The following is a 13,083-nucleotide window of genomic DNA, read 5'->3' as shown; positions in this document are numbered from 1 at the left end:
AGGAGAGCTTCACCCCGATCACTCGCCCCTTCCCGCGAACACGCCGAACACCGAGCCGACGAAGCCGCCCGCGACCTTGGTGGTCAGGCTGTCGGTGTCGACGGTGACGAGTTGGTGCCAGGCCAGGTGCCGCCCGCCCGGCACGGCATAGCTGAAGACATAGTGCCGGCCCTGCGTCTCGACCCGCAGATGCAGCGCCGTGGCGGCGGGCCGCGCGATCAATGACAGCGTCTTGCCGAGCCTGGGGCTGCTCGGCCCGTCGCGCTGGTCGAGGACCAGCATGTCGCGCCCGCCGACGCGCTTCACACCGAGGAAGAACCAGTAATCGTCGTTCTGCAGCGCGACCAGGCCGGCGCGGTCGCCGTCCTTCTCCGGCGCGAACTGCAGCACCGTCTCGGCCACGGCGTTCATGTGCTGCTGGCGGCGGGCGAGGAAGCTAGGATTGCCATTGTCGCCCAGGCCGACGGCGCGCGCGGTGAGCGCGAGGCCGGTGGCGCCGGTCCTGTACCAGGCGCTTCGCGGGTTGCGCAGCATCATCCAATAGGGCGGCAGCTTGGCCCGGCCGAAATCGTCGTGCACCGAGAAGCCGCCGGCGGTCGGGACCGGCGCGGTGCCCTGCGGCAGCGCCGGACGGGCATGCGTCCAGGGGATCGGCGTGGCAGGGGGCAGGATGCGCGGCCAGCCCTCCCGCCAGCTCACCGGCAGCAGGAAGGTCTCGCGGCCGGTGGTGTAGAAATCACCGGCATAGGGCCGCACGGCGAGGAAGGTCGCCCACCATTTGCCGTCGGGCGTGGTGACGAGCTGGGCGTGGCCGGCGGAGGTGATCGGGTTCGCTCGGTCGCGCGGCAGATCGCGCTGGGTAAGGATCGGGTTGCCTTCCCAGGCGACATAGGGGCCGGTGACGCTCTTGGACCGCAGGATAACCTGGCTGTGCCCCTCGGCGGTGCCGCCCTCGGCACAGCTCAGATAATACCAGCCGTCCTTCCTGAAGATGTGCGGCCCCTCGATCCAGATCGGCTTCTTCGACAGGTCGATGCCGCCGTTGACCAGCACCGTGCGCGGGCCGAAGGTCTTCAGCGTTTTGCGGTCGAACTCCTGCACCCAGATCGCGCGGTGGCCTTCGTACAGCGGCTTGCCCTCGGGCGCGCCGTTGTTGACCATCCAGCTGCGGCCGTCGTCGTCGAAGAACAGCGAGGGATCGATGCCGCCCTCGAGATCGGGCAGCCAGACGGGGTCGCTCCACGGGCCGGCGGGGTTCCTGGCGGTGATCAGGAAATTGCCGCCGCAATCGACGCAGGTGTTGAGGATGTAGAACAGCCCGTCCTTCGCCTGGATCGACGGCGCGAACACGCCGCGCGACAGGCCGAGCTGCTTGAAGTCGAGTTGGTTCGGGCGGTCGATCGCGTTGCCGATCTGGGTCCAGTGGACGAGATCGCGGCTGTGGAAGACAGGGATGCCGGGAAACCAGCTGAAGGTCGAATGGACCAGGTAGAAATCGTCGCCGACCCGGGTGACGCTGGGATCCGGGTAGAAGCCCTTGAGGATCGGGTTGCGATAGTCGCCGGGCTTGGCCGGCACGTCGTCCGAGGCGTCCCTGCCGCTATAGCTGAACCAGGGGAAGGTCGCGACCGGCTGGGCGGCGGCGGGCGCGGCGAGGAGCAGTGCGGCGATGGCGGCGAAGAGGTTTCTCATGCTGCGCAATGGTCCCGGATGAAGTCGCGGTGGCGGGGCATGTAGGCGGCGCTGTTGGCGATGGCCTCGCGGATATGGGCGAGCCGCTCACGCGTCTCGGCGAGCGGCATCACGTCCGCCACCGGATCGTGCGACGCCGGCTCCATCAGCTGGCCGAGCATCACCGCGAACCAGCTGGTGTCGTTGAACAGCTCCTCATTCTCGCGGAAGGCGCGGCCGTGGCTGCGGAACACCGCCATCTTCTCGGCGAGGCGATCGGGGATAGGCATCGTCCGGCAGTAGTTCCAGAACGGCGAATCGTCGCGCTGGGTGGCGTGATAATGGAGGACGAGGAAGTCGCGGATGTCCTCGTAGTCGGTCAGCATCGTGCGGTTGTAGCGATCGATATCGGCCTGGTTGAAATCGCGGTCCGGGAACATCGTCAGCAGCCGCGCCACGCCCGACTGGATCAGCCAAATCGAGGTCGATTCGAGCGGCTCGAGGAAGCCGCCCGACAGGCCCAGCGCGACGCAGTTCTTAACCCACATCCGGTCGCGGTGGCCGGTCTTGAACGGAACCGTGCGCGGATCGGCCAGCGGCTCGCCGTCGAGATTGGCCATCAGGATCGCCGTCGCCTCGTCGTCGGACATGTAATCCGATGAAAAGACATGACCATTTCCGATGCGGTGCTGGAGCGGGATGCGCCATTGCCAGCCGGCCGAATGCGCCGTCGAGCGCGTATAGGGCGTCCATGCGTCCACGCTGGCGCAGGGCACCGCGATCGCGCGATTGCAGGGCAAGTATTCGGACCAGTCCGTATAGCCCGCCTTCAGCGCCTGCTCGATGATCAGCCCCCTGAAGCCCGAACAGTCGATGAACAGGTCCGCCTCGATCTCGGACCCGTCCTGCATGGTGACGGACTCGACGAACCCGTCCGCCCCGCGCAGCTTCACATCGACGATCTTGCCCTCGCGCCGGGTGACGCCCCGCTCCTCGGCATAGCCGCGCAGGAACCTGGCATAGAGCCCGGCATCGAAGTGATAGGCATAGGCGATGTCACTGAGCGGCGAGTTGCCCGCATCGATCGAGCGCATGAACTTGTTGTCGCGCGCCGCCATCGCCTGGAGCGACCATTGGTCGATGTCGGGCGCCTCGCCCAGCTGGCGCAGGCGAAGGTAATAAGCGTGGAAAGACAAGCCCTTCATGTCGAGCCCATAGCGGCCGAAGGGGTGGAAATAGCGGTGGCCGATCCGGCCCCAGTTGACGAACTGGATGCCCAGCTTGAAGCTGCCCTTGGTCTCGCGGATGAACTCATCCTCGTCGAGCCCGAGCATGCGGTTGAAGGTCGCCATCTGCGGGATGGTCGCCTCGCCGACGCCGATGATCCCGATCTCGTCGGACTCGACCAAAGTGATGTTGGTATATTCGCGCCCGAGGATGCGCGAGAGCGTGGCGGCTGTCATCCAGCCGGCGGTGCCGCCGCCGACGATGAGGATGTTGCGGATACGTCTGTCGGTCATGCGAGGTTCCTTGCAGGCGCGTGCTGGGCGAGCCAGGCGCCGTGATCGGGCATTGCTTCCGCCGCACGGCGGAACGTGGCGCCAATGCGCTCGACCATCTGGCCGACGCGCGGCAGGTCGAGCGCCTCGACGAGCGGGTCCCAGCCGGCGGGTTCGATCCCCTGCCCGCGCAGCACCGCGATCCAGCTCGCCTCGGCGAACAGCTCGTCCTCGTGGCGGAAGACGCGTCCCCGGTTGCGGAACAGCGCGATGCGCTCGGCGAGGCCATCGGGCAGCGCCATCGCGCGCAGGTCGCGCCAGAAGGGCTCGGGCCGGGCATTGGCGTGGTAATGGACGATGACGAAGTCGCGCACCCGCTCGAACTGGCTGCGGCTAAGCGCATTGTACGCGTCGCGCTCGACATCGCCGAAGCCGCTGTCGGGGAACAGTGCGAGCAGCCGGGTGATGCCAGACTGGATCAGGTGGATGCTGGTCGATTCCAGCGGCTCGATGAAGCCCGAGGACAGCCCGATCGCGACGACGTTGCGCACCCAGGCCTGCTTGCGCCGGCCGGTGACGAAGCGCAGCGGACGCGGATCGGCGAGCGCCTCGCCGTCGAGATTGGCGAGCAGCGTCGCGGCGGCCTCGTCGTCCGAGAGATGCGCGCTCGAATAGACATAGCCATTGCCGGTGCGGTGCTGGAGCGGGATGCGCCATTGCCAGCCGGCCGGACGCGCGGTGGCGCGGGTATAGGGGTTGAGCGGCCCGGCATTGGCCGAGGGCACGGCGACGGCGCGGTCGCAGGGCAGCCAGTGCGTCCAGTCCTCATAGCCGGCGTGGAGCGCGCCCTCGATCAGCAGGCCGCCGAACCCCGAGCAGTCGAGGAACAGCTCGCCCTCGACCCGGGCACCGCCCTCCAGCACCACCGCCTCGACATGCCCGTCGGTGCCGCGCAGCGCCGTATCGACGATGCGCCCCTCGACCCGGCGCACGCCGCGCGCCTCGGCGTAGCTGCGCAGGAAGCGGGCATAGAGGCCGGCATCGAAATGATAGGCATAGACCAGCCGCGACAGCGCCGAATTCGGGTCGTTGTTCGAAGGCAGGAAGCGGTTCAGCCGCGCGGCGACGGCGGACATGCAATAGGCGTCGAGCGGCCCGGCCTGGCCAGCGGCATGGAGCCGGTGCCAGATCTGGTGGAAGCGCACCCCCTCGATATCGAAGCCGAGCTCGCCGAACGGGTGGAGATAGGCGTGGCCGGGCGCATTCCAGTCGACGAACTCGATGCCGAGCTTGATCGTCCCTTGCGTGGCGGCGAGGAAGTCGCGCTCGTCGATGCCGAGCATCGCGTTGAAGGTGCGGATCGGCGGGATCGTCGCCTCGCCGACGCCGACCGTGCCGATCGCATCGGACTCGACCAGAGTGACGCCGACGTCGGCGGCGACCAGCCGCGCAAGCGCCGCGGCGGCCATCCAGCCGGCAGTGCCGCCGCCGACAATGACGACGCTGCGGATCGGTGGGGCGGCATTCATGGCATCAGTCCTTCGGCGCGGAGCGTGGCGCCGTGATGGGGCATCGCGCGGACCGCGTCGAGGATGACCGCGCGGATGCGGCTGAAGTGCTGGGTGAGCGCCTCTTCCGGGATCGCATCGGCGAGCGCATCGTGGCGGCGCGGGCGGATGCCCTGGCCGTCGAGCACCGCGATCCAGTCCGCGGCCCCGAACAATTCCTCGTCGAGGAGCGGCACGCGGCCACGGCTCGCGAACAGGTCGAGCTTGTGCTGGAGCGGCTCGGGGACGGGCGCGGCGCGGGCCTGGTCCCATAGCGCCTCGCCGGTGCGGCCGTTGGCCTTGTAGTGGAGGATGGCGAAGTCGCGGACGCGGTCGGCCGCCTCGGCGGCCAGGCGGTTATATTCGGCGGGCTCGCGGCCGTGGGGCGCGGCGGGGAGCAGGCCGACCAGCCGGCTGAGCGCATCCTGGAGCAGCGCCAAATTCCAGCCATGGATCGGCTCGACCAGCGCCGCGGCGGCGCCGAGCGCGACGACGTTGCCGACCCAGGCCCGGGCACGCCGGCCCTGTGCGATCGGGACTGCGCCGGGCTGCTCGGGGAGGTGCGCGGCGGCATAGAGCAATGCCCCGCCCTGCCCGCCGACCAGCGGCACGGTGCGCTGCCAGCCGCCCTCGAACGCGCCGGCATGCGCATAGGGCGGCGGAATGCCCCCGGCCGGGGCGAAGCTCTCGAGCGCGCGGTCGCAGGGGAGCCAGGCGGACCAGTCGTCCCACCCGCCATCGAACTGGCCGGCGAGCAGTGCGGCGGGGCCGGAGCAATCGAGCCAGAGATCGGCGGTGACGCGGCTGCCGTCGTGCAGCTCTACCGCGGTGATCTCGCCGTTCGCCTCGGCGCGGCGGAAGATACCGGCGGGGGCGAGCCCGGTGGCGGCGCGCAGCACCTGGGGGAGACCGGCGCGGTCGAGGTGGAGGCCATAGCCGAAGCTCGACAGGACCGAGCGCGGATCCGGGCTCGGTCGCTCGAACCGGCCCGCGGCGGCGGCGACCGCGGCGAGCGAGAAATCGGCGAGGCGCAGCGGATGGTCGGCCTGGCGCAGGCGCGCGGCGAGCTGGTGGAAAGGCGTGGAGCCGAGCGGCGCGCCGATCGTGCCGAAGGGCAGGAACCAGTCCGCCTCGGGGCCTGCCCAACCCGAGCAGACGGTGCCGAGCGAGAAGCTGCCGCGTGCCGCGCGGAGCAGCGCAGCCTCGTCCACGTCGTGATCGGCGAGCCAGGCGGCGAAATCGGGCAGGCTGGCTTCGGCAGGGCCGAACGGGCCGAGGCTCCAATCGGGGCCCTCGGTCTCGATCACTGTGACATCGGCCTGGGGCAGCGCGCGGCCGAGCGCCAGCGCCGCCATCCAGCCGGCGACTCCTGCACCGACGATGCCGATGCTGCGGATCATGCCGGCATCCCCAGCGCCGCTTCGTGCATCGGCATTGCGTCAGCCGCAGCGGCGATCCCGGCGCGCATCGCGGCCATCGCGGCGGCGACGCCCTCCCCGCCCGCGCGCGGATCGACGTGGCGGGGGATGACGTGCTGGCCGAGATAGACGGCGAGCCAGCTCGGCTCCTGGAACGTGCCCTCGCGATACTGGACGACGACGCCGCGCTCGCGGAACAGCTCCAGCTTGTAGGCGAGCGAGTCCGGCAGCGTCATCGCGCGGCAGTGGCGCCAGAATTCGGAATCGTCGCGCTGCTGGCAGTGATAATGGAGGATCAGGAAATCGCGGACGCGCGTATATTCGAGCGCCATCGACCGGTTGAACTCCTCGGCGTCGAGCGGGTCCCAGGCGCCGGTGGGGAAGAGATCGAGCAGCCGCCCGATCGCGACCTGGATCAGGTGGATCGAGGTGGATTCGAGCGGCTCGAGAAAGCCCGACGACAGCCCGATCGCGACCGTGTTGCCCACCCATTGCCGCTTGCGCTTGCCGGTGACGAAGCGGAGCCGGTTGGGGGCGGCGATCGGCGCGGCCGGGAGTTCGGCGAGCAATATCTCCAGCGCCTCGTCGTCGCCGAGGCAGCCGCTGGCATAGACATGGCCGTTGCCGGTGCGGTGCTGCAGCGGGATGCGCCAGCACCAGCCCGCTTGCTTTGCCGTAGCGCGGGTGAGCGGCGCGATCGGGCCGCTATTGGTGCAGGGAATGGCGATGGCGCGGTCGCACGGCAGCCAGTGGCTCCATTCCTCATAGCCGGTGCCCAGCGCCTGCTCGATGATCAGCCCGCGAAAACCCGAGCAGTCGACGAACAGGTCGGCCTCGATCGTCTCGCCGCTTTCCAGCGTGACCGCGCGGAGGAAGCCACTCTCGCCGTCGAGCGCGACGTCGACGACCTTGCCCTCGCGGCGCGTGACTCCGCGCGTTTCGGCATAGCTGCGGAGATATTTCGCGTAGAGGCCGGCATCGAATTGATAGGCATAATTGTACGGCCCGCCCTCGGGGTGGCGGAAGCGGCCCTGGCGCGCGGCCTGGATCGGCAGCGAATAGTCCTCGAATGCCCCAGCTGTGCCCATCTGCGCCAGCCATTGCTGATGGAAGGGCACGCCGTCGATCGCGTCGCCGAACTCGGCGAAGGGATGGATATAGGAATCGCCGATCCGGCCCCAGTCGACGAATTCGATGCCGAGCTTGTAGGTGCCCATGGTCGCGGCGAGGAACTCCGCCTCGTCGATGCCGAGCGTCGCGTTGAAATGGCGGATGTGCGGAATCGTCGCCTCGCCGACGCCGACCGTGCCGATCTCGGCCGATTCGACCAAGGTGATCGCCAGCGCCGTGCCGGCGAACTTATGCGCGAGCGCGGCGGCGGCCATCCACCCGGCAGTGCCCCCGCCGACCACGAGTATGCGCCCAATCAGCATTCTTGCGATGCCCCTCTCCGGCACGAATGTTAGCGCTCCCGTCGCGAAACCGTCAATCGCGGCGCAAGGCGATTCGAGGGCGAAATGCCCCCTTCGCAGCTGCGAGAAACGTGCCGCAATGCAGCGAAATAGTTGCAAAACCGCCACAAATCCGGGGGTTTGCCGCGAGCCGAACAAGATGGCTTGATCTTTTGACAACTCCTACTTTAGGTATGACACAAATAAGAAACGCGCCGTCATATGGTAGCGCTAACACGGGAGGGGACAGCTCGATGCGAAAGCTCGATTCGATTCATCACATCGGTATTCGGGAAGCCGGCGGGACCAGCAGGTTCCGCACCGGAGCCCTGCGCGCAGGCGTTTCGGCGGCGGCGCTCGCCTGCCTTTCCATCGCAGCGCCGGCCTGGGCCCAGGACACGCAGTCCGGCAACACCACGGCCAGCGATCCCGCGCAGTCCACCCCCGAGGACACGATCGTCGTCCAGGGCTATCGCCAGTCGCTGCAGAGCGCCCAGTCGCTCAAGAAGAATGCCGACGTGATCGTCGACTCGGTCACCGCCGAGGACATCGGCGCCCTGCCCGACCGCTCGGTCACCGAGACGCTGCAGCGCATCCCGGGCGTGTCGATCAACCGCTTCGCCGCCGGCGTCGACCCCGACCACTTCTCGGTCGAGGGTTCGGGCGTCGTGATCCGCGGCCTCAGCTATGTCCGCTCGGAATTCAACGGCCGCGAGGCCTTCACCGCCAATAACGGCCGCTCGCTGAGCTTCGCCGACGTGCCTTCGGAAATGATGGGCGGCGTCGACGTGTTCAAGTCGCCCTCGGCCGACCGCATCGAAGGCGGCATCGGCGGCACGGTGAACCTGCGCACCCGCAAGCCCTTCGACAACAAGAAGGGCCTGGTGGTCGCGGGCTCGCTCGAGGCGAATTACGGCGACTTCGAGAAGAAGTGGACGCCGACCGGATCGATCATGGTCAGCGATCGCTGGGAGACCGGCATCGGCGAATTCGGCGCGCTCGCCAACTTCTCCTATTCGCAGCTGAAGAGCCAGTCGGACCGTTTCCAGGTCTCGAGCTTCCGCATCCGCAACCTCTATTCGGACGGCGACGTCGTCGACAACGGCACCGGCGCGACGATCGCCAGGCAGGTCTATTTCCCGCGCGGCGCGGTGATGGGCCGCCAGGAATTCAACCGCGAGCGCTACGGCTATGCCGCCGCGCTCCAGTATCGCAGCAACGACGGCTCGGTCGAAGCGGTCGCCCAGTTCCTGCGCTCCGACGCGCGCCAGGCCTGGACCGAGCGCACGATCGAGATCGCGACCGACAACGTCTCGTCCAACGGTGACTCGCGCCGCGTGCCGGGCACCACGCTCGACTTCGCCAGCGACGGCATGTTCGAGGACGGCACCATCACCGGCCCGACCGGCTGGCGCGGCGACCAGAACACCGGCGCGGCACGCACGCCGATGCTCGGCCTGCAATCGAACAACATTCGCCGCGACCATGACGAAAAGCTCGTCACCGACGATTACGGCTTCAACCTGAAGTGGAACGCCAGCGAGCGGCTTGGCGTGGTGTTCGACTACCAGCATGTGAAGTCGACCACCAACGTGCTCGACAACACGATCTGGAACTCGACCTACCAGAACGCATCGATCGCGCTGCACGGATCGGACTTCCCGAGCGTGTCGTTCATCGCGCCGCAGGTCTGCAACGGCCCCGCCGCCAATTCGCAGAACCCGCCGGGCACGAGCTATGACTGCAACGCGGCGCAGGCGCCGGGCGGATCGATGAACCCGACCTATTTCGGGGCGAACCACACCAGCTTCACCGATCCGTACAACAGCTTCCCGCGCGCGGCGATGGATCACATCGAGCAGAGCGACGGCAATTCGGACGCCTTCCGCCTCGACCTCGACTACAAGCTGCCCGAGGGCAGCTTCCTGAAGTCGATCCAGGGCGGCGTGCGCTATGCCGACCGCGATCAGGTCTCGCGCTACACGCGCTACAATTGGGGCGTGCTCTCCGAGCAATGGGGCAATAACGGCCCGGTCTGGCTCGACATGCCGGTCAACGGCAACAACACGGTGCGCACCGACGGCACCGTGCCCAACGCCAACTCCGCCTATTATTTCAACGACTTCTTCCGCGGCCAGGTGAGCAATCCGCTCGGCGGCCAGGGTCGCCTCTATTATTCGGGCAACACCGCGACCGACTATGCCGGAATGATCGCCTATGCGAATTCGATCGCGCAGGAATGGCAGGGCACCAACCAGAACTGCCTCGTCAACGGCGTCAGCAACGGCAAGACCTACAACAATGGCTGGAACGCACTGGCTAATCGCTGCGGCGTGATTGCCGGCACGCCGTTCCTGCCCGACGAGATCAACCCGATCCGCGAGCGCAACTACGCCGCCTATTTGATGGCGAAGATCGACACGCATCTGGGCGGGCTGCGCCTGACCGGCAATGTCGGCGTGCGCTACACCAAGACCAAGCGCGATTCGGACGGCTATACCTCGTTCACCAACACCACGGCCTTCCCGACCGACGCGACCTGCGCCACGCCGGTGACGCCGCCCGCGACGGTGTCGCCCTTCTGCTCGTTCAGCCCGGCACAGCAGGCCGCGGCGCGCGCGTTCGTCAACGGGGCGCTGATCCCGTCGAACGTCTCGACCGACTATAGCTACTGGCTGCCGAGCGTGAATTTCAAGCTCGAGGCCGGTGGCGGGCTGCAGTTCCGCGCCGCCTATTTCAAGGGCGTCTCGCCGCCGCAGACCGGCTATATCCGCAACTACCTCCAGGCCAACCTGTCGGTGGTGCAGAATGTCGACGCGACGGGCCAGCTGATCCCGAACAGCTTCCGCTTCCAGGGCGTCACCACCGCCGGCAACCCGTATCTGCTGCCGACCAAGGCCGACAATTACGACCTGACGGCCGAGTGGTATTTCTCGCGGGTCGGCTCGCTGACCGTCTCGGCCTTCTACAAGGTGCTGACCGACGTGGTGATCAACGACACCCGTCGCATGGATCTGACCAATAACGGCCAGACCTATTCGGAAGTCATCACCACCCCGCAGAACTCGTCGGTCAAGGGCAAGATCAAAGGCGTCGAAGTCAGCTACCAGCAGACCTTCGACTTCCTGCCGGGGCCGCTCAAGGGCCTGGGCCTGCAGGCGAACTACACCTATGTCGACAGCTCGGGCGTGCCGCAGTCGACGCTTTCGCCGACCGATCCGGACGTCGCCGCGGGCAACCAGCCCCAGGTGAACACGGCGCTGCTGCCGCTGCAGGGGCTTTCGAAGCACCAGGTGAACATCACCCCGTTCTTCGACTATGGCCCGATCTCGCTGCGTGCCAGCTACTCGTGGCGCTCGGACTTCCTGCTCACCGTGCGCGACGTGATCACGCCGTACGATCCGATTATCAACAAGGCGACCGGCCAGCTCGATGCCTCGATCTTCTTTGCGGTGACGCCGCAGATCAAGATCGGCATGCAGGGCTCGAACCTGACCAACGAAGTCACCCGCACCACCGCGGTGATCTCGAAGATCGGTGGCGGCATCATCGAAGTGCCGCGCGGCTGGTACATGAACGATCGCCGCTTCGCCGCGATCGCCCGCTTCAACTTCTAATTCCCGGTTACACCCTGCCTGGCGCTGCCGACTCCCCGTCGGCGGCGCCTATTTTTTTGGCCGTCGGCGGCGCCGATTTTTTTGGCTGATAGAGTCAGGCCGGGCAGTAGCTGAGGAAGATGTTGGCGGTGAGCCGGCCGCGGCGCGGATCCGGATCGAGCGTGGCCGGCACCAGCCCGGAATGGAGCTGGCGGCTGCGATAGACCAGCAGCCGGTCGAACGCGGCGTCGGCGGCGCCGATCTGCTCGAACTCTGGCGTGTCCCCGGCGATATAGCCGGGCGCCGGCTCGGGCTCGGCAGCGCGAGCGGCATGGTAGCGCGCCTCGCGATCGGGAGTGATCGCCTCGAACCCGGTGGCGCGGTGGCGATAAAAGGCGGTGCCACCCTGCTCCGGCCCGCACAGGAAATGCAGGAAGGCGAAGTGCAGCGGATCACTGGTATCGATGTGCGGCACCCGCTGCGACGGCGCGAGGGCGTCGGCCGCGAGCGTGACCAGCGAGAGGTTGCACTCGGCCCGGCCGAGCCGCACCGCGCCAAGGCCGAAGGCGTCGCGCACGATCGGATCGAGCGCGCGGACCACCGCGCCGACGAAATCGAGCGGCGCCGGCGCGCGGATGCCGGGATAGCCACCGCCGGGGCCATGCACGGGGGCGAACTGCGTCTCGTTCGCGGCATAGTCGACCAGCGCCTGGGGATGCTGCATCAGCCCATCGAGGCAGAGCAGCGGCTCCCCCTCCCTGCCAAGGTGCGAGAGCTGCGCGACGGGGCGCGAATTGAGCGAAAAATCATGCGACAACACGGACATGCCCCGGACACCAACCAGCCGGATATCACCCTAGCATTTCCGGGATAGCGAGAAACCATGCCGCAAGCGCCGATCCGAGAAATTGAAGGCGGGATGGATGCCGCGATGCTGCGCGAGCTGGTGCGCGGCTATGCGCCGACCGTGCTGCGCGGGCTGGTGCGCGACTGGCCGCTGACCCAGGCCGCTGCGACGTCCGACGAGGCGGCATGCGACTATCTGCTCGGCTTCGACCGGGGCGCGAGCGCGGAAGCCTTTGTCGGGCCGCCCGCGATCAACGGGCGCTTCTTCTATTCGGACGACATGCGCGGCTTCAACTTCGAGCGGCGCAAGGGGCGCTTCGCCGATCTGCTGCGCTATGTGCTCGGGCTGCGCGGCAAGGACGAAGTGCCCGCGGTCTATGCCGGCGCAGTGGAGACGGCGCAGGCACTGCCGGGCTTTGCCGGCGCCAACCAGCTGCCCGCGCTGTTCGGGATGGGCGCCGAACCCAGGATCTGGGTGGGCAATGCGAGCAGCATCTCCACCCATTTCGACGCGTCGGACAATATCGCCTGCGTCGCCGCTGGGCGCCGCCGCTTCACGCTGTTCCCGCCCGCGCAGACGCCCAATCTCTATATCGGCCCGCTCGACCACACGGTAGCCGGGCAGCCGCTGAGCATGGTCGACATGGCCGCGCCCGACCCGCTCCGATTTCCCCGCTTCGCCGAAGCGCTGGACGCGTCGCTGACCGCCGAGCTCGAGCCGGGCGACGCGATCTTCATCCCGGCCTTGTGGTGGCACCAGGTAGAGGCGCTGTCGCCGTTCAACGTGCTGGTCAATTTCTGGTGGGCGGACTCGCCCGACCAGGATGCGCGCTTCGATGCGCTGGTGCACGCGGTGCTGACGATCAGCCATTTGCCGCCCGAACGGCGCGAGGCCTGGGCGGCATTCTTCGACACCTTCGTTTTCCAGCGCCACGGCGACCCCGCCGGCCACATGGCGCCCGAGCATCGCAGCGTGCTGGGCGAGCCGACGCCGCAGCTGCGGCAATATATCAAGCAGTATCTGATGCGGGGGCTGGGGCGGCCGTAACGAGCGG

8 protein-coding genes are annotated in these 13,083 nt (G+C 67.8%); 2 read left to right on the top strand and 6 right to left on the bottom strand.

Annotated features, from left to right (window positions below; all coding sequences use genetic code 11):
* Positions 1 to 18 precede the first annotated feature (18 nt).
* The 5 genes from ABLE38_RS13195 to ABLE38_RS13175 are packed head-to-tail and all read right to left on the bottom strand — an operon-like array spanning position 19 to position 7,568.
* Complete coding sequence (locus ABLE38_RS13195; protein ID WP_348974689.1) at positions 19 to 1,692, bottom strand: glycoside hydrolase family 43 protein; 1,674 nt, start codon at positions 1,690 to 1,692, stop codon at positions 19 to 21.
* Complete coding sequence (locus tag ABLE38_RS13190) at positions 1,689 to 3,191, bottom strand: tryptophan halogenase family protein (protein ID WP_348974688.1); 1,503 nt, start codon at positions 3,189 to 3,191, stop codon at positions 1,689 to 1,691. The genes ABLE38_RS13195 and ABLE38_RS13190 overlap by 4 nt, the downstream gene beginning before the upstream one ends.
* Entirely contained in the window at positions 3,188 to 4,699 is a 1,512-nt protein-coding gene (locus ABLE38_RS13185) for a tryptophan halogenase family protein (protein ID WP_348974687.1), read from the bottom strand. The genes ABLE38_RS13190 and ABLE38_RS13185 overlap by 4 nt, the downstream gene beginning before the upstream one ends.
* A complete protein-coding gene (locus tag ABLE38_RS13180) occupies positions 4,696 to 6,117 on the bottom strand; it encodes a tryptophan halogenase family protein (protein ID WP_348974686.1) in 1,422 nt (473 codons plus the stop codon). The genes ABLE38_RS13185 and ABLE38_RS13180 overlap by 4 nt, the downstream gene beginning before the upstream one ends.
* The gene (locus ABLE38_RS13175) at positions 6,114 to 7,568 is read right to left on the bottom strand and encodes a tryptophan halogenase family protein (RefSeq protein WP_348974685.1); all 1,455 of its coding nucleotides are present in this window, start codon (positions 7,566 to 7,568) and stop codon (positions 6,114 to 6,116) included. The genes ABLE38_RS13180 and ABLE38_RS13175 overlap by 4 nt, the downstream gene beginning before the upstream one ends.
* A 272-nt stretch (positions 7,569 to 7,840) precedes the next feature.
* On the opposite strand from ABLE38_RS13175, the gene ABLE38_RS13170 reads away from it, so the two are divergent.
* A complete protein-coding gene (locus ABLE38_RS13170) occupies positions 7,841 to 11,203 on the top strand; it encodes a TonB-dependent receptor (RefSeq protein WP_348974684.1) in 3,363 nt (1,120 codons plus the stop codon).
* A gap of 94 nt (positions 11,204 to 11,297) precedes the next feature.
* Here the strand turns inward: ABLE38_RS13170 and ABLE38_RS13165 are convergent, their stop codons facing one another.
* Complete coding sequence (locus tag ABLE38_RS13165; RefSeq protein WP_348974683.1) at positions 11,298 to 12,008, bottom strand: DUF6445 family protein; 711 nt, start codon at positions 12,006 to 12,008, stop codon at positions 11,298 to 11,300.
* A gap of 57 nt (positions 12,009 to 12,065) precedes the next feature.
* On the opposite strand from ABLE38_RS13165, the gene ABLE38_RS13160 reads away from it, so the two are divergent.
* Positions 12,066 to 13,076 (top strand): cupin-like domain-containing protein, encoded by a 1,011-nt coding sequence (locus ABLE38_RS13160; RefSeq protein ID WP_348974682.1) that lies wholly within the window; start codon positions 12,066 to 12,068, stop codon positions 13,074 to 13,076.
* The last annotated feature ends 7 nt before the right edge of the window (positions 13,077 to 13,083 follow it).

The sequence above is a fragment of the Sphingomonas sp. KR3-1 genome (assembly GCF_040049295.1).
GTDB lineage: Bacteria > Pseudomonadota > Alphaproteobacteria > Sphingomonadales > Sphingomonadaceae > Sphingomonas.
The sequence above is the reverse complement of the archived record's forward strand: the minus strand, read 5'-3'. Positions and strand labels throughout refer to the sequence as shown.

Coding starts and splice junctions, on each gene's coding strand:
- ABLE38_RS13195 (WP_348974689.1), bottom strand. CDS start 1,692: ATGAGAAACCTCTTCGCCGCCATCGCCGCACTGCTCCTCGCCGCGCCC.
- ABLE38_RS13190 (WP_348974688.1), bottom strand. CDS start 3,191: ATGACCGACAGACGTATCCGCAACATCCTCATCGTCGGCGGCGGCACC.
- ABLE38_RS13185 (WP_348974687.1), bottom strand. CDS start 4,699: ATGAATGCCGCCCCACCGATCCGCAGCGTCGTCATTGTCGGCGGCGGC.
- ABLE38_RS13180 (WP_348974686.1), bottom strand. CDS start 6,117: ATGATCCGCAGCATCGGCATCGTCGGTGCAGGAGTCGCCGGCTGGATG.
- ABLE38_RS13175 (WP_348974685.1), bottom strand. CDS start 7,568: ATGCTGATTGGGCGCATACTCGTGGTCGGCGGGGGCACTGCCGGGTGG.
- ABLE38_RS13170 (WP_348974684.1), top strand. CDS start 7,841: ATGCGAAAGCTCGATTCGATTCATCACATCGGTATTCGGGAAGCCGGC.
- ABLE38_RS13165 (WP_348974683.1), bottom strand. CDS start 12,008: ATGTCCGTGTTGTCGCATGATTTTTCGCTCAATTCGCGCCCCGTCGCG.
- ABLE38_RS13160 (WP_348974682.1), top strand. CDS start 12,066: ATGCCGCAAGCGCCGATCCGAGAAATTGAAGGCGGGATGGATGCCGCG.